This is a genomic window from Erwinia sp. Leaf53, assembly GCF_001422605.1.
In the GTDB taxonomy this organism is placed as follows: Bacteria; Pseudomonadota; Gammaproteobacteria; order Enterobacterales; family Enterobacteriaceae; genus Erwinia.
On record NZ_LMLK01000004.1, the window covers coordinates 70,411 to 85,759 of the forward strand.

A 15,349-nucleotide genomic window follows, 5' to 3' on the forward strand; every position below is an offset into this window, starting at 1 on the left:
TAATGTGCAATTAGTGCGAATTGGCTGTCATAGTGTCAGCAGCATCGTTCATCGCCACGCCCCGTCGGGGCACGCTGGCGATGCTGTCACCACCCCGACATATGCCCAGTTAGCAGGCCAGTGATGAAAAATATTTTGATTATTCGCCGTGACAATATCGGTGATTTAGTTTGTACCACACCGCTGATCGAAGGCATTAAGACGACATTTCCCGATGCGCACATCTGCCTGTTAATTAACACCGTGAGTCAGGATGTCGTCCTCCACAATCCGCATATCAATCAGACCTTTGTCTACCGTAAGGCGAAGCACCGCAGCCGGGGTGAAAGCAAGCTGAGCGTCTATCTGGCACGCATGAAAATTTTGCTGCAGCTGCGCCGCATCCCGTTTGATGTCGCCATCCTCGCTAATCCGACCCCCTGTAAGTACAGCCTGCGGCTGGCGAAGCTGGTCGGTGTGAAAAAAATTATCGGCGCGGATACCGGCGACCGGGGGATCCACGTGCCGTTTCGCGCTGAGAATTTCAACGGCCTCCATCAGGTAGAGCGCACCTTCAGCTACCTCTCTGCGCTGACCACAATGCCGCCCGCTATTCCGCCGGTGCGCATCTGGCTGACCGCGCAGGAGCGTCAGCAGGCACAGGCCAACCTGGCTACCCACCTTCCGGCCGACGGGCCGCTGCTCGGCGTGCATATCAGCAGCCGCAGTGAAAAACGCCGCTGGCCGCTGGAGCGCTACGTGGCGATTATTCAGCGGCATCTGGCGGTGAACCAGGGCCGGGTGCTGATCTTCTGGTCGCCACAGGGCACGCTGGCACCGGATGACGTCGGTGACCAGCACCGGGCGGAGCAGGTGCTGGCCGCCTGCGACAGCACGCGGGTCGCGCTGTGCCCGACCGCGTCGGTACGTGAGCTGGTGGCGGCGTTTGAACACTGCGATACGCTGCTGTGCAGCGACGGCGGGCAGATGCATCTGGCCGCCGCGGTGAATCGTCGTCAGGTGGTGCTGTTTGGCGATACTGACCCGAAGGCATGGCATCCGTGGTCAGGTGAGTACCGCATAATGCAGACCGCCTCGGGCGAGTGTGCCGACGTCAGCGTCGAGCAGGTCTGGACACAGCTGCAGTCCTTCAGCGCCCCAGCGCCAGATACTGCTGACAGATGGGCTGAATATCGTACGCCATTAGCGGCTGGCTATTGATGACCGGTGGCGACGCGTAGATCGCCGCCATCGTCTCCGCCAGCGACGCCACGTTCAGTTCGGCCAGCGCCTGGCTCAGCCCCGCCTGCTGCAGGATCTCCGCCGGCCCACCCGGACAACGGGTGCTGACCACCGGCGTGCCGCACAGCAGCGCCTCCACCAGCACGTTACCGAAGCCTTCGCTGTCCGAGCTGAGGATCAGCAGGCGGGCATGTTTGATGATCGGATAGGGGTTAGCCTGAAAACCGGCGAAAATCACCCGGTCATCAATACCCAGCGCTTTCGCCTGCGCTTTCACCCCGGCGATACGCTGCTCGTCCCCGGTACCGACCAGCACCAGGCTGGCCTGAATGCCGGACGCCGCGTAGGCCGCCAGCAGCCGGTCATGGCGTTTGTGCGGATGAAAGCGGCCGACGTGAACCAGATACGCTTCCCCGGCCACCGCCAGCGGCTCGGCCGCCTGCTGCAGGATTGCGGCAATATCAAACGGGTTGTTAATCACCGCCAGCCGGGCAGGGGTGATGCCGAGCTGTGCGGGCAGATCGTCCGCCGCCGCGGCGGAGACGGCAACAATATTTTTCCCCTGATAAATACGCGCGATCTTCTGCCGTTTGAACCAGCGGTTCAGCCCCCGGCGGTGGCCAAGGTAGGAGGTCGACAGGATGCCGTGAATGCAGAACCACAGTTTTTGCGGTGCAATGGTGCGGCAACGCGCGACGATGCGGTCGGTTTTATGCAGGTGTGAGAAGATCAGATCGAAGGCGCCCGCCTGGCTTTCAGCGGCGGCGATGGCGTTGTCGAGCGCGGCAGCGCGGCGGGAAAGCTCGGTCAGCTTACGCCACGGCGCACTGCTGTGCGCCTCTACCACCTGATAGTCAATGCCCGGTGGCAGGGCGTAGTTGCAGACGTCACGCAGCGAGAACAGGCTCACCTGATGGCCGAGCTTCTGCATGCCTTCACACAGCGTCAGCACCACTTTCTCCGCGCCGCCGCCGGGCAGGCCGTCAATAATCATTAGAACGCGCATCGGTTATCTCAGAATATGTTGATAGAGCGCAACCAGCTGTGCAGAGAGCCGCTGCGGGGTGGATGCCAGCACGCGCTCGCGGGCGGCCAGCGCCATTGCGCTGTCGGTGGCCTGCTGCGGTAGCGCCATCACCGCCTCGCGCAGCGCGGCCACGTCGTGTGCGCCACAGACGTAGCCGTTGACGCCGGGCTGAATAAATTCGGCACCGCCGCAGGTGGTCGAGGTGATCACCGGCAGGCCGCAGGCCATCGCTTCAAGGATCACGTTAGGGAACGGGTCGTACAGCGTCGGCAGCAGCAGGCCGTCGGCCGCCTGATACCAGGGCAGCGTGTCCGCCTGCATGCCGACGAAGCGGATGCGGTCGGCGCAGCCCAGCTGGCTGGCCAGCGCCCGATACTGTTTTTCGGCCTTATCTTTACCGACCACCAGCAGATAACGATCGGTGCCGGCCACGGCGCGTATCGCCGCGGCAAGCCCCTTGCGCTCGAAGCCGGAGCCGACGTAAATCAGCACGCTGGCCGTCAGCGGCAGCGACATCCTCTGGCGCAGCGCGGCGCGGGTGGCATCGTCTGCCGGGGTAAACTGTGCGGTGTTGATGGCGTTGTAGATCACGTGAATACGTTCGCTGGCGACGCCAAAGCGCTCGATAATCTCCTGTTTGACCATCTCTGCGTTGCAGATCACCGCTTTCAGCTCGGGGGCCTGATACATCTCCCGCTCGGCCGCCATCACGTAGCGGTGATAGCGATCGTTCTGCAGCAACGCCCGCCGCCATGCGGGAAGCAGTTGGGATCGCAGCTCCAGCCAGCGCTGATGCACGCCGTCACCGGCGCGGTAGATGTCGCAGCCGGCGATGCGTTCATGGCTCTGCACGATATCAAACTGCTCGCGCTGCCACAGCTCCCGCGCCGCGCGGGCAAAGCCGCGTTCGCGGCTGATGCGCCCCCATTTGGCCGGGTTACAGATATGCAGATGCCAGTCCGGCTGGCGCTCCCCCTGCCACTCGCGGGTGATGACGTTGAGATCGAGCGCGTGCTGGTCCAGCGCCTGCAGCGCGCGGGAGATAAAACGTTCGGCACCGCCGTCCGGGCGGTATTTCTGGCGGACAATTGCCAGCCTGATCGGCTTCATACCAGCGCCCTCCGTGCCGCAGCCACCACCACATCCACCGGAATGGCGTCCAGATAGCGTTCACCGGTGCCGGTATTGACCGCATCCGGATCCGGCAGCGCGGCATAATCTCCGGCCCAGATCACCTCGCCGTTAACCTGCCACGGCCGCCAGAATACCAGCTTAGAGGGGCCAAACAGCGCCACGCACGGCGTCTGCAGCGCGGCGGCCATATGCATCGGCACCGAGTCGACGCCGATAAACAGCCGGGCATCATCGATCGCTGCCGCCAGCTGCGGCAGCGTCAGCTGGCCGGCCAGCGAGGTCACGCCGTCGCGGCTGCGCAGGCGGCCAATAATCGAGGCGACCATCTCCTGCTCGCGCGCATCGGGCCCCGAGGTCAGCACCAGGTGGTGACCGTCGTCCTGCAGCGCCTGCAGGGCGGCGGCGAACTTGTCGTCGCTCCAGCATTTGAAGAACCAGCGTGAGGTCGGCTGCACCACAATATAGTCCCGTACGTCGCCCAGCAGCTGGCGCACCGCCTGGCGATCGGCAGGGGCGTAATGCATCGCCACGTGCGCCTGAACGGTGGGCAGGGCCAGCGGGGCCAGCAGGGCGAGATTCTGTTCGACGGTGTGTAACTGGCCGTGACCCTCGGTGGGCACCAGCCGGGTATGGCAGCGGGACCAGAGCGCGCCACGACGCTTGGGAAAATCAAAGCCCAGCCGCACGGCCGCGCCGGTAAAGCGGGTAATCACGGCGCTGCGCCACTGATCGGCGAGGTTGACCACCAGGTCATACCGCTGGTTACGCAGCGTTTTCATCAGCCGCCACTCCTGGCCGATCTGATAGCGCACGCCCTGCTTTTTCCAGCGGCGGTCGATGGCATAAATGTGGCGGATGTCCGGGTGGCTGGCGAGCATCGGCCGCGTCTCTTCATACAGCAGCACGTCGATGTGTGCCGCCGGCCAGGCCGCCTTCAGCGAGTGGATGACCGGCGTGGTCAGCAGCATATCGCCATGATGGCGGAATTTAATCACCAGGATGCGCGGGGCCTGGGGCAGTGAAATCGGCAGATCCAGAGGTTTCATGCGTTATCGCTAATAGACAAACCAGCTGATGATTCTAAAGCAGTCACCGGGGCGTGACCAGCCTCGCGACCCGCTGCCGGCCCGGGGTACAATTACCTTTGCGCTTTCACTGCCCGCTACGTAACATAGCGCACTGATTATCCGGCAGACAGGAATGGAAATGGCAAAGCCCGCGTTTATCATCACAATCGATACCGAAGGCGATAATCTTTGGCAAAATCACGATCGGATTGCCACGGAAAACACCCGTTTTCTGCCGCGCTTTCAGCAGCTGTGTGAGCGATTTACCTTCAAGCCTGTCTGGCTGACCAACTACGAGATGGCGATCGACCCGGCCTACGTTGAGTTTGCCCGTGACGTGATCGCCCGCGACAGCGGCGAAATCGGCATGCACCTGCACGCGTGGAACAGCCCGCCGCAGCATGACCTGACCGGCGATGACTGGCGGCACAAACCCTACCTGATTGAGTACCCGGAAGCGGTCATTAAAGAGAAGGTCAGCTTTATGACCGACCTGCTGGAGCAGACGCTGCAGGTGAAAATGCGCAGCCACCGCGCCGGCCGCTGGGCGTTTAACGCCTATTATGCCCGCCTGCTGATCGAACAGGGGTATCAGGTGGACTGCTCGGTGACGCCGCGCATCAACTGGCAGTTTTCGCCGGGGGCACCGCAGGGGGCGGGGGGCACCAACTATCAGCACTTCCCCGATCGCCCGTGGTTTATCGACCCGCAGGATATCTCCCGTGCGGGTAACTCGCCGCTGCTGGAGGTGCCGATGAGCATCCAGTATAAGCATTCATCGCTGATGAACGGCGTAAAGCAGGGCTGGGATCGCCTGCGCGGCAAGCGCCGCAGCCCGTCGGTGCACTGGCTGCGCCCGTCGCGTGGCAATCTGCAGCAGATGCTCGGCGTGGTGGATAAAACCCTGGCGGGGGGCAGCGACTACGTGGAATTTATGCTGCACTCCTCTGAATTTATGCCCGGCGGCAGCCCGACCTTTAAAACCGCAGCGGACATTGACGCCCTTTATGACAATCTTGAGCAATTGTTCAGTTATCTGCAGGAACGCTGCGTGGGAATGACGTTAACGGACTATTACCAACAAAAATCACGTGAAAGCCATGAAAAAAAGTAAGGTAAAATGGATCGGTTATCTGTTAACGATCTATCATTTTTTTGCACGTAAATTAGAAAAGCACAAGGCTCTCGATCCTTCGCTGGAGTTTGAACGCATCGTCATTTATTCGACCACCGCGTTGGGCGATCTGATGTTTAACACCCCTGCCATCCATGCGCTGAAGCTGCGTTATCCCGGCGCATCATTTGCGCTGGTTTCCAGTGAAAAAAACCGGCCTCTTGTTGAGGGAAGTGAGTGGTTTAATCGGGTGTTCTACTGGGATAATAAGGTCAGAAATTGCCATGCATTGATCCGTTCTCTGAGACGTTTCAGGCCCCAGCTGACGGTGATCCTCCACTCGTACATGCCCTATGATATTTTATGTGCCGTGTTGTCGGGCAGTCGCTATATTATTCGCGATAACTATCTGGTCGACAGCTCAGAGTTAAATAGCTGGATAAATGCATATTCAGCACCTTTTGACGGGCACCTGATCCAGCGAAAGCTGAACCTTCTGAGCATCCTGGGTTGCGAAACAAAGGATCCGTCAATGCGCATTCCTGTTCATTTTAACCGGGCTCCGCAGGACCTATCAAAACGTATTGGTTTCCAGATGGGGGCATCAGAATCCATGCGCTGCTGGCCTGTAGCACGCTTTGTTGAACTGGCTAACCGGCTGACGGCATCAGGCTACAGGATAGTGCTGATCGGCGGTGCGAAAGATATGCCGCTTGCCGGGCAATTTATGGAGCTTGCCAGTGAAAGTGTGGCAGCGCAGACTGAAATCCTTATCGGTAAAACCTCGCTGACTGAACTGTTGACGGTCATTGACGGGCTGGACGTCCTGGTAACAGGAGATACCGGACCTTTACACCTCGCCGTGGCGTTAAAAACGTCGACGGTTAGTCTGTATGCCAGCGCAGAACCCGAACATACGGGGCCTTATCAGGATCGCGAGCGCCACATAACGCTCAGGGTTGATGATATCCCGGGGGAGATCCGTCAGCCTCTGCAACTCATTGAGGCTGACGATGTCTGCATTCATGTAACAACACTGGCGAAGAAATGATATCAGGGGCGGTCAGGCGCAGGCTGCCCTTTAACAGGCAGGCTGAGTACCACTGCAATCGGGAACCAGAACAGAAACCATGACTCGCCAGGATTACCCAGAATAAACATTCCCTGGCTGGTGTAAAATATTAGCGAGAACACAATCATTGAAGCCTCCAGCGCCTGGTTTATCTTGATATGTTGCCATCCCATATACAGCGAGTAACCCACTACGGAAAGCATCAACGCCATGCCAAGGCTCCCACCTTTCAGTAACGTTCCAAAGTAGATACTGTGGGTGGTATGAACGCGCTCACCAATCTGATTTACAAAGTCGAGTTCCTTATCAAACCCCCATCCCATCCACGGCTTTTGTAAAAACAAGTCCCAGGCATCCCGCCAGATACCTATGCGAATGAAACTTTGTTGATATGTGGAGGCAAGACGCGCGGTTAGCGTATTATCATAGTTGCTGAGAAAAAGGATGAGAGCCAGTACTCCGATAGTCAAGGCACCCATTAACAGGTAACTAAGATGCGTACGGCGGAGCAACGTTAATAACGGTGCGCAGGCCAGCAGCAGGGAGAATAAAGGTCCACGGCTTTGGGTAAATAACAGGCCTAAAAAAAGCAGTGCGATTGGTAAAAAAATCCATTTTTTTCCCGTATCACGAATAAGAATAAAGCCACAGATTATGCTAAGGCTAAAGTAACCCCCCAGATCAATCACATTTGATGGCTGATTAATTAATACCCTATCCAGCCTGCCGGAGATGATGTTGGCTTTATCAACATAGATAAATATCAGCACACAGAGGATGACAGTGGCTAAAAAAAACAGTGACAAAACAATGTTCTTGTGACCATGCAAACATGATAGTCGAAAGAGCAGAACGAAACCTAAAAGATAGAGGCTGTGCTTTAACGTTGATAAAATATTGGAGGGATCGGAACCCCACAGGTTACTCAATGAAAACCAGACAAGAAAGGACGCTAACAGTATGATTCCGGTATTAAATTCTCGTTGACTGAATATTCTTTCCCGGAGTATTTTATGGGAGAGAAGTGTAACCAGAAGAAGAGTGAATGAAAGATAGAATAAAACAGACGATCGAAATTCTCCACTCAACAGCGGAAGGGAAAAAACAAATGCCATATAAGTCAGTATGGTGGTTTTGACTAAGTATTTGTTGTTTTCAAATGTCATGACTTGTGACCTTTTTAAAAATTTCATCACTCAGGGCGCTGTTTTGCGAAAGGTTTAAAACCTGAATTTTATCTTCTTTAAAGATTGAACTGGCGAGGGAGAATGCTGGCTCAATCAGAACGGAAAATTGACTTTCAAGAAAGCTTGGGGAGCGGTCTTTATCATTCTCATAAAATCTGGGGCGATGGAAATTGTTCATATCCAGTCCTGCGATGATCACCCGAGAGAACCCCATGAATTTCACGATTTGCAAAGACCAGTAAACAACAGTGGCGGCATCAAATATACCTTCTCTGATATCATTGCTGAAGGCAATGTTATTGTTTTTCGGACTAAAGCTAATGTGGCTTTTATCATGACAGGTCTGATATATTTCACTGCTTTGAATTTTAGGTTGATATACCCTGAAGCAGGCATCTTCTACCACCGCCAGACGACAGCGTAGGGCATCAATCCCAAAATGATGTACTATTTTCATGATACCGTTGATAGTAGTAAATAACAGCACCTCGGGACGACCGACGATTTCTTTTACCAAAGACAGTCTCTGATCGATGAACGTCATATCGACTATGACATACAGGCTGAAATCCAGCACCTTGTGTAAAAACCAGGCACCATTTACGCCCATCGCTGGCATAGTGACCAGTGGCGAGAAGTCGGTATCGTTAACGGAAGGACCAGAAGCGACTAACAGCAGGTCGCCACTGAATTTTCCCTTGAGCTCTGAGAGATCGACCAGGGGAATATTGTGACCGCGCAGTTTGAAAGACTGGATATGACCTTCCGCCGCGCGGGTAATTTTGACATAAGGCCACAAATTTTCATTATGTCGATAGCTGCGTGGGCGGGTATATCGATAAATTTGTTTAAAAAAAGTTCCCATAACCGATCTCAGTTCCTTACTGGTTCAGGTGCAAACACAATCTGACTACAGAAATTTATCTGCTTATTGAGTGGGCAGCACGCCGGTCAGCCCGATTTTCGGGGAGGTCGCTTTAACGATGGCCACTGTGCCATCGCTTTTGTCGCAGTGCTCCTGAATATGTGCTGTTTTATACCTGCAGCAGAGATTCCAGTTTTTCAAATACGACAGACGCCTGAATAGCGGCCATCTCACCGGAGGCTGGCGATTTGAGAACATACTGATTCTCCCCATAGCCGCCAATCAGCCCCGGATCGGTCGGGCCGTACAGGGTGATGTTCGGCCGTGCTAACGCGGCGGTGAGGTGGCTTAAGCCGGTGTCGACCGAGACCACGCCGCGTGCGCCGGCCAGCTGCAGCGCCACCTGCTCCAGCGTCAGCTTTGGCAGCACCTCGACGTGGTCAAAACCGTCGGCCAGCCGCAGCGCCCGCTGCTCTTCGTGCGGGGCACCCCAGGGCAGCCGGATGCGCAGGCCGGTGGGCTGTACCAGTGCGATCAGGTCACGCCAGTGGCTCTCCGGCCAGTGTTTGTTATCCCGCGTGGTGGCGTGCAGAAACACCAGATACTGACCGGCGTCGGCGGGTAACTCCGCGGTGAAGTGGCGGGCAATGGCGTAGTCGCCGGGGGTGGCCGGTAACGGGTAGCCGAGGCTTTTGGCAAACAGTTCACGGGTGCGTTCCACCGCGTGCCTGGCTTTCGCGATCTCATGGCGGCGGTCGTACCACCAGCTGGCAAACGGCTCACGCGCGCTGCGGCTGTCCGGGCCGTGTTTGACGCCGTACGCCAGACGGGTGACCAGCGCCGCGCTCTTGATCAGCCCCTGGGCATCGATCACCAGGTCGTACTCGCGCGACTGCAGCTCGCGTTTAAACACCACGCGCTCTTCGCGAACCTGGCTGCCAAACCAGTGTTTACGCCAGCGGCGAATCGCTACCGGCAGCACTTTATCCACCGCCGGATGCCAGGCGGGGATCTGTGCGAAGCCCTCTTCCACCACCCAGTCGAAACGGATACCGGGTATCGCCTGCATAGCGTCGGTTAAGGCGGGCAGCGTGTGCAGCACGTCCCCCATCGAGGACGTTTTAATAATCAGAACCCGCATTCAAACTCCTGGCGTCGGGCAAAGCGTGGCCAGCTCGGCAATCACCCGTTCCGGTGTGATGTCGATCAGGCTCTGGTGATAACCTTCGGCGGCATCCCCTTTGCGGACTTTGTGATAGCCGGTGATCAGCCTGATCACCCGGGCGTGTTCGGACAGCGGCGGCGTGAAGTCCGGGCTGCTTGGCCCGTACAGCGCCACCAGCGGACGCTCCAGCGCAGCGGCGATATGCATCAGGCCGGAGTCATTGCTGACCACCGCCTGGCAGGCCGCCAGCAGGATCACCGCCTGCTCCAGCTGGGTCTCCCCGGCCAGATTGCGGCAGTGCTGGCGGCGTTCTTCGCTCAGCGTGGCCAGAATCTGTTGCCCGGTTTCATGGTCTTTGGCCGAGCCGAACAGCACGATCTGGTGTCCCTGGTCGATCAGCTGCTGCGCCAGGCTGGCATAGTGGTAGTGCGGCCAGCGCTTGGCCGGGCCAAACTCTGCCCCCGGACAGAAGCCGATCAGCGGTCGCCCGCTGTTCAGACTGAAGGCGGCCACGGTGGCCTGCTTCTCCGCCTCCTGCACCTGCAGCTTTGGCCACAGCAGCGGCTGCGGCAGATCGCTGGCGCGGGTGATGTTTCCTTTCGGGTAGCCCAGCGCCACGTAGCGCTGCACCATCAGCGGGAAGGCCGCTTTATCCAGCACCCGCAGGTCGTTGAGCAGGCCGTAGCGCATCTCTCCGCGCCAGCCTGTACGCCGGGGGATCGCGGCAAAGAACGGCACCAGCGCCGACTTAAACGAGTTCGGCAGCACGTACGCGCGGTCATAGCCGGCACCGCGCAGCTGCTGCCCAAGCCGGCGACGTTCGCCGATCGCCAGCGCACCGTGCCCCAGCGGCATCGCCAGCGCGTTGCTCACTTCCGGCATGCGCGACAGCAGCGGACGGCACCAGGCTGGCGCCATCACGTCGATCGTCGCGTCAGGGTGCTGCACTTTCAGCGTGCGATACAGGCTCTGCGACATCATCATATCGCCGACCCATGACGGGCCGATAACCAGAATTTTCATGACCCGGATCGTCCCGTTACGCGTTGCGGTTCAGCCAGGCCATATACTCCGCCACGCCTTCCGCCACGGTTTTAAACGGCTTGTCGTAGCCCGCTGCGCGCAGTTTGGTCTGGTCGGCCAGCGTGTAGGCCTGGTAGCGGCCTTTGAGTTTTTCCGGGAACGGGATGTATTCGATCGCCCCTTTCTGGTGGTAGTTCAGCGCGGCATCGGCCACCTGCTGGAAGGACTCGGCGCGGCCGGAGCCGCAGTTGAAGATGCCGGAAACGCCGTTTTCCCAGAACCACAGGTTGACCGCCGCCACGTCTTCCACGTAGACGAAGTCGCGCTTAAAGCCGTCGCTGCCTTCAAACAGTTTCGGGTTCTCGCCGTTGTTCAGCTGGGTATTGAGGTGGAACGCCACGCTGGCCATGCTGCCTTTGTGGCCTTCGCGCGGGCCGTAAACGTTGAAGTAGCGGAAGCCACACACCGGCGATTCGGCTTCCGGCAGGATGCTGCGGACGTAGTGGTCAAACAGCATCTTGGAGTAGCCATAAACGTTCAGCGGCTCTTCAAACTGGCGCTCTTCGATAAAGTCGGCGTTGCGACCGCCGTAGGTGGCGGCGGAGGAGGCGTAAAGGAACGGGATCTGGTGCTCAAGGCAGTAGTGCAGCAGCTCTTTCGAGTACTGATAGTTGTTTTCCATCATGTACTTGCCGTCCCACTCGGTGGTAGAGGAACAGGCACCTTCATGGAACACCGCTTCCACATCGCCAAAGTCTTCATCGGCGAGGATAGCGATCAGAAAGTCTTCCTTGTCCATGTAGTCGGCGATATCCAGGTCGACCAGGTTAGCGAACTTGGTGCCGTCTTTCAGGTTGTCGACCACCAGAATATCGGTGTGACCTTTGGCGTTCAGTGCCTTGACGATGTTGCTTCCAATAAATCCGGCACCACCGGTGACGATAATCATGAGCATTGGCCTTAAGTGGGGGCGTCGCAGGATGCTGACGCGCTAATGCTTCTATCATAACACTTCAGCGCTGTGCAGGCAGCCAGAGGAGTCTGTAACTGAAGTTGTCACCGGTGCCGTTACCCGTCCGGTTATTTTCCGTGAGATGTGCGGCAAAAAACAGATCGCGTTGATCGGTTATCCGGTTAACTGCTTTATTCTCAGGTGTCCGTATTATCAAATGCACCAGCCGGAGGATAATCATGAAGCAGGATTTCTATCAACAGCTTAAGCAGCAGCTGCGCGAAACGGAAGATGAGGGGTTGTTCAAAACGGAACGGCAGATCGTCGGCCCACAGCAGGCGACGATTGAACTGGCGGACGGCAGCGAGGTGCTGAACCTGTGCGCCAATAACTACCTCGGGCTGGCCAACCACCCGTCGCTGATCGCCGCGGCGAAAGCCGGCCTCGACGGCCAGGGTTTTGGCATGGCCTCGGTGCGTTTTATCTGCGGTACCCAGGATCGCCATCGTGCGCTGGAAAAGCAGCTGGCCGGCTTCCTCGGCATGGACGATGCCATCCTCTACTCCTCCTGCTTTGACGCCAACGGCGGCCTGTTTGAGACGCTGCTTGGTCCGGAAGATGCGGTGATCTCAGACGCGCTGAACCACGCCTCGATTATTGACGGTATTCGTCTGTGCAAGGCGCAGCGTTACCGCTACGCCAACAACGATATGGCGGAGCTGGAAAGCTGCCTGCGCCAGGCGCGCGAAGCGGGTGCCCGCCATATTCTGATCGCCACCGACGGGGTGTTCTCGATGGACGGGGTGATTGCCAACCTGCGCGGCATCTGTGACCTTGCCGATCGCTGGCAGGCGCTGGTGATGGTCGACGACTCCCATGCGGTCGGCTTTGTCGGTGCCGGCGGGCGCGGCAGCCATGAATACTGTGAGGTGATGGGGCGGGTGGACATTATCACCGGCACGCTGGGCAAAGCGCTGGGCGGCGCCTCCGGCGGCTATACCGCCGCAAAGCGCGAGGTGGTGGAGTGGCTGCGCCAGCGCTCGCGTCCTTATCTGTTCTCCAACTCGCTGGCCCCGGTGGTGGTGGCGGCCTCACAGCAGGCGCTGCAGCTGCTGAGCGAAGGTCATGGGCTGCGGCAGCGGCTGTGGGAGAACGTGCGCTACTTCCGCGGCGCGATGAGCGCGGCGGGCTTTACGCTGGCCGGGGCCGATCACGCCATTATCCCGGTAATGCTCGGCGATGCGCGGCTGGCGCAGACCTTCGCCAGCCGCCTGCAGCAGGAGGGCATCTACGTCACCGGTTTCTGTTATCCGGTGGTGCCGAAAGGGCAGGCGCGCATCCGCACCCAGATCTCCGCCGCACACGGCCAGCCGCAGCTGGAAAGGGCGGTGGCGGCCTTCAGCCACATCGGCCGCCAGCTTGGCGTGATCGCCTGACAGGAGCCCCACCATGAAAGCACTCGCTAAACTGCACTCGCGCCCCGGCATCTGGATGACTGACGATGCGCCGGTGCCGGAGCCGGGCCATAACGACGTACTGATTAAAATCCGCAAAAGCGCCATCTGCGGCACCGACGTGCATATCTACAACTGGGACAGCTGGTCGCAGCGCACCATTCCGGTACCGATGATCACCGGCCACGAGTACGTCGGCGAGGTGGTGGCGGTTGGCCAGGAGGTGGCTGGATTCGCCCCCGGCGACCGGGTCTCTGGCGAGGGGCATATCACCTGCGGCCACTGTCGTAACTGCCGCGGCGGTCGCACCCACCTGTGCCGTAACGCCATCGGCGTCGGCGTCAACCGCCAGGGCAGCTTCGCCGAGTACCTGACGATCCCGGCGGCTAACGCCTTCAAAATTCCCGATAATATTTCCGATGAACTGGCGGCGATCTTCGATCCGTTCGGCAACGCGGTGCACACCGCGCTCTCGTTCGACCTGGTGGGCGAGGACGTGCTGATCGCCGGCGCGGGGCCGATCGGCATTATGGCGGCGGCCATTTGCCGCCACGTGGGTGCACGCCACGTGGTGATCACCGACGTGAACGACTACCGGCTGGCGCTGGCGCAGAAGGTCGGCGTCACCCGGGCGGTTAACGTGGGTCAGCAGAACCTGACGCAAACCATGAGCGAGCTGGGTATGACCGAGGGGTTTGACGTCGGGCTGGAGATGTCCGGGGTCGCGGCGGCGTTTCGCGGCATGCTCAGCGTGATGAACCACGGCGGGCGCATCGCTATGCTGGGCATCCCCTCCGCCGAAATGGCGATTGACTGGAATCAGGTGATCTTCAAGGGGCTGTTTATCAAAGGTATCTACGGCCGCGAGATGTTTGAAACCTGGTACAAAATGGTGGCGCTGCTGCAGTCCGGGCTGGATATCAGCCCGGTGATCACCCACCGGCTGCACATCGATGAGTTTCAGCAGGGCTTTGATGTGATGCGCGCCGGGCAGGCGGGTAAGGTGATCCTCGACTGGGACTGAGCGGGCAGCTGCAGAAGGCGGGCGTCGGAGCGCGACGCCTGATGACGCCGGACATCCGGGGGAACGACCCGCCCGGCCTGCTGTTCTGCGGCCGGAGCGCACCGGCCGCCGCTAGTGCCCGGCTGCTGCTGGCCTGTCTGTCGCTGGTTCGTTTGTCGTCGGCGAACCGACGATCTGTGCCATCACCTGTTTGATCAGCGGGCCATTCGCCAGACTTTCGGCGATGATGCTTAGCGCGCGCGTGGCCGGCACCGGGGCGACTTTTACCGGGCAGACCTTGCCCGGGCGGAACGGATTACGCGGCTTCACCGCCTGAGGTTTGCTGTCCGGCGGCAGCGGCGCGTTATTCACCCGCTGCGGCTCATTCAGCAGCTGGCTCGGGCGCACCAGGGTGATATCGGCGGGCAGGGTCGGCAGCATCTGCTGCAGCACGCGGACGGTAGTCGGATGCGGATGGCCGATGGCGATCGCCGAACCGTCACGCTGCGCCAGCCGCACCGCCCGCATAAACTGCCGGCGGATGTCCGCTTCATTTTGCGTATCGTCGAGGAACACCCGGCGTTTAATCACCTTCACGCTGGTGCCCGCAGCGGCCTGCACCGACTTACTGCTGCCGATGGTCATGCTGTCGAGGAAGTAGAAGTTGTAGTGCGAGAGTACCTGCATCACCTTCTGCATCCCGGCCAGGCTGGAGGTCATCGCGCTGCCCATATGGTTGTTCAGCCCCACCGCAAACGGCACCTTTTCGCTGGCCTCACGCACGATACGTGCGATTTCGTCGGCGGACATCTCCGGGCGCAGGGTATCTTTTTCCAGCGGCTGTTTGCTGAGCGGGGCCATCGGCAGATGGATCAATACCTCGTGGCCGCGCTGGTGGGCTTTGGTCGCCATGTCGCGGGCGTGCGGGGCATTCGGCAGCACCGCGACCGAGATGGCCGCCGGCATCTGTAATACCTGGTTCTCCTGCGCGGGCCGGTAGCCGAAGTCATCGATGACGATCGAAAGCTTACCGGCGTAAGCCGGCCCGGCCATCAGCACGGCTGC

At 59.1% G+C, this 15,349-nt stretch carries 14 protein-coding genes; 5 read left to right on the plus strand and 9 right to left on the minus strand.

Annotation, left to right across the window (positions count from 1 at the left end; translation table 11 throughout):
• Window positions 1-123: 123 nt before the first annotated feature.
• Window positions 124-1,200 (plus strand): glycosyltransferase family 9 protein, encoded by a 1,077-nt coding sequence (locus tag ASF13_RS05960; protein WP_082502300.1) that lies wholly within the window; start codon window positions 124-126, stop codon window positions 1,198-1,200.
• On the opposite strand, the gene ASF13_RS05965 is transcribed toward ASF13_RS05960, so the two are convergent.
• The 3 genes from ASF13_RS05965 to rfaQ are packed head-to-tail and all read right to left on the minus strand — an operon-like array spanning window position 1,130 to window position 4,428.
• Window positions 1,130-2,227: a glycosyltransferase gene (locus ASF13_RS05965; RefSeq protein WP_056233597.1), complete on the minus strand. Its 1,098-nt coding sequence runs from the start codon at window positions 2,225-2,227 to the stop codon at window positions 1,130-1,132. The genes ASF13_RS05960 and ASF13_RS05965 overlap by 71 nt on opposite strands.
• Before the next feature lie 3 nt (window positions 2,228-2,230).
• The gene (locus ASF13_RS05970) at window positions 2,231-3,358 is read right to left on the minus strand and encodes a glycosyltransferase family 4 protein (RefSeq protein ID WP_056233599.1); all 1,128 of its coding nucleotides are present in this window, start codon (window positions 3,356-3,358) and stop codon (window positions 2,231-2,233) included.
• Window positions 3,355-4,428, minus strand: a complete 1,074-nt coding sequence (gene rfaQ, locus ASF13_RS05975) for a putative lipopolysaccharide heptosyltransferase III (RefSeq protein ID WP_056233600.1) — start codon at window positions 4,426-4,428, stop codon at window positions 3,355-3,357. Before rfaQ ends, ASF13_RS05970 begins: the two co-directional genes overlap by 4 nt.
• A gap of 160 nt (window positions 4,429-4,588) precedes the next feature.
• Here rfaQ and ASF13_RS05980 point away from each other — a divergent pair, with 160 nt between their 5' ends.
• Together ASF13_RS05980 and ASF13_RS05985 are read left to right on the plus strand one after the other, a co-directional pair.
• A complete protein-coding gene (locus ASF13_RS05980; RefSeq protein WP_056233602.1) occupies window positions 4,589-5,563 on the plus strand; it encodes a polysaccharide deacetylase family protein in 975 nt (324 codons plus the stop codon).
• Entirely contained in the window at window positions 5,550-6,614 is a 1,065-nt protein-coding gene (locus ASF13_RS05985) for a glycosyltransferase family 9 protein (RefSeq protein WP_056233604.1), read from the plus strand. Before ASF13_RS05980 ends, ASF13_RS05985 begins: the two co-directional genes overlap by 14 nt.
• A gap of 2 nt (window positions 6,615-6,616) precedes the next feature.
• On the opposite strand, the gene ASF13_RS05990 is transcribed toward ASF13_RS05985, so the two are convergent.
• The 5 genes from ASF13_RS05990 to rfaD all read right to left on the minus strand — a co-directional run bounded on the left by ASF13_RS05990 (window position 6,617) and on the right by rfaD (window position 11,824).
• Entirely contained in the window at window positions 6,617-7,801 is a 1,185-nt protein-coding gene (locus ASF13_RS05990; protein ID WP_056233606.1) for an O-antigen ligase, read from the minus strand.
• Window positions 7,791-8,687: a hypothetical protein gene (locus ASF13_RS05995; RefSeq protein WP_056233607.1), complete on the minus strand. Its 897-nt coding sequence runs from the start codon at window positions 8,685-8,687 to the stop codon at window positions 7,791-7,793. The genes ASF13_RS05990 and ASF13_RS05995 overlap by 11 nt, the downstream gene beginning before the upstream one ends.
• Before the next feature lie 169 nt (window positions 8,688-8,856).
• Window positions 8,857-9,828, minus strand: a complete 972-nt coding sequence (rfaC, locus tag ASF13_RS06000; RefSeq protein WP_056233609.1) for a lipopolysaccharide heptosyltransferase RfaC — start codon at window positions 9,826-9,828, stop codon at window positions 8,857-8,859.
• Window positions 9,829-10,875: an ADP-heptose--LPS heptosyltransferase RfaF gene (gene rfaF, locus ASF13_RS06005; protein ID WP_056233611.1), complete on the minus strand. Its 1,047-nt coding sequence runs from the start codon at window positions 10,873-10,875 to the stop codon at window positions 9,829-9,831.
• Between the two features lie 16 nt (window positions 10,876-10,891).
• The gene (gene rfaD, locus ASF13_RS06010; protein WP_056233745.1) at window positions 10,892-11,824 is read right to left on the minus strand and encodes an ADP-glyceromanno-heptose 6-epimerase; all 933 of its coding nucleotides are present in this window, start codon (window positions 11,822-11,824) and stop codon (window positions 10,892-10,894) included.
• A 242-nt stretch (window positions 11,825-12,066) separates the two neighbouring features.
• Here rfaD and ASF13_RS06015 point away from each other — a divergent pair, with 242 nt between their 5' ends.
• Both ASF13_RS06015 and tdh read left to right on the plus strand, forming a co-directional pair.
• Complete coding sequence (locus ASF13_RS06015) at window positions 12,067-13,263, plus strand: glycine C-acetyltransferase (RefSeq protein WP_056233613.1); 1,197 nt, start codon at window positions 12,067-12,069, stop codon at window positions 13,261-13,263.
• Window positions 13,264-13,276: 13 nt separating this feature from the next.
• Window positions 13,277-14,305: an L-threonine 3-dehydrogenase gene (gene tdh, locus ASF13_RS06020; protein ID WP_056233615.1), complete on the plus strand. Its 1,029-nt coding sequence runs from the start codon at window positions 13,277-13,279 to the stop codon at window positions 14,303-14,305.
• A 111-nt stretch (window positions 14,306-14,416) separates the two neighbouring features.
• Here the strand turns inward: tdh and ASF13_RS06025 are convergent, their stop codons facing one another.
• Complete coding sequence (locus tag ASF13_RS06025) at window positions 14,417-15,337, minus strand: divergent polysaccharide deacetylase family protein (RefSeq protein ID WP_056233747.1); 921 nt, start codon at window positions 15,335-15,337, stop codon at window positions 14,417-14,419.
• Window positions 15,338-15,349: the final 12 nt, after the last annotated feature.

Bases quoted from the DNA above. Each gene is read 5' to 3' on its own strand.
- ASF13_RS05960 (WP_082502300.1), top strand. From the start codon at position 124: ATGAAAAATATTTTGATTATTCGCCGTGACAATATCGGTGATTTAGTT.
- ASF13_RS05965 (WP_056233597.1), bottom strand. From the start codon at position 2,227: ATGCGCGTTCTAATGATTATTGACGGCCTGCCCGGCGGCGGCGCGGAG.
- ASF13_RS05970 (WP_056233599.1), bottom strand. From the start codon at position 3,358: ATGAAGCCGATCAGGCTGGCAATTGTCCGCCAGAAATACCGCCCGGAC.
- rfaQ (WP_056233600.1), bottom strand. From the start codon at position 4,428: ATGAAACCTCTGGATCTGCCGATTTCACTGCCCCAGGCCCCGCGCATC.
- ASF13_RS05980 (WP_056233602.1), top strand. From the start codon at position 4,589: ATGGCAAAGCCCGCGTTTATCATCACAATCGATACCGAAGGCGATAAT.
- ASF13_RS05985 (WP_056233604.1), top strand. From the start codon at position 5,550: ATGAAAAAAAGTAAGGTAAAATGGATCGGTTATCTGTTAACGATCTAT.
- ASF13_RS05990 (WP_056233606.1), bottom strand. From the start codon at position 7,801: ATGACATTTGAAAACAACAAATACTTAGTCAAAACCACCATACTGACT.
- ASF13_RS05995 (WP_056233607.1), bottom strand. From the start codon at position 8,687: ATGGGAACTTTTTTTAAACAAATTTATCGATATACCCGCCCACGCAGC.
- rfaC (WP_056233609.1), bottom strand. From the start codon at position 9,828: ATGCGGGTTCTGATTATTAAAACGTCCTCGATGGGGGACGTGCTGCAC.
- rfaF (WP_056233611.1), bottom strand. From the start codon at position 10,875: ATGAAAATTCTGGTTATCGGCCCGTCATGGGTCGGCGATATGATGATG.
- rfaD (WP_056233745.1), bottom strand. From the start codon at position 11,824: ATGATTATCGTCACCGGTGGTGCCGGATTTATTGGAAGCAACATCGTC.
- ASF13_RS06015 (WP_056233613.1), top strand. From the start codon at position 12,067: ATGAAGCAGGATTTCTATCAACAGCTTAAGCAGCAGCTGCGCGAAACG.
- tdh (WP_056233615.1), top strand. From the start codon at position 13,277: ATGAAAGCACTCGCTAAACTGCACTCGCGCCCCGGCATCTGGATGACT.
- ASF13_RS06025 (WP_056233747.1), bottom strand. From the start codon at position 15,337: ATGGCCGGGCCGGCTTACGCCGGTAAGCTTTCGATCGTCATCGATGAC.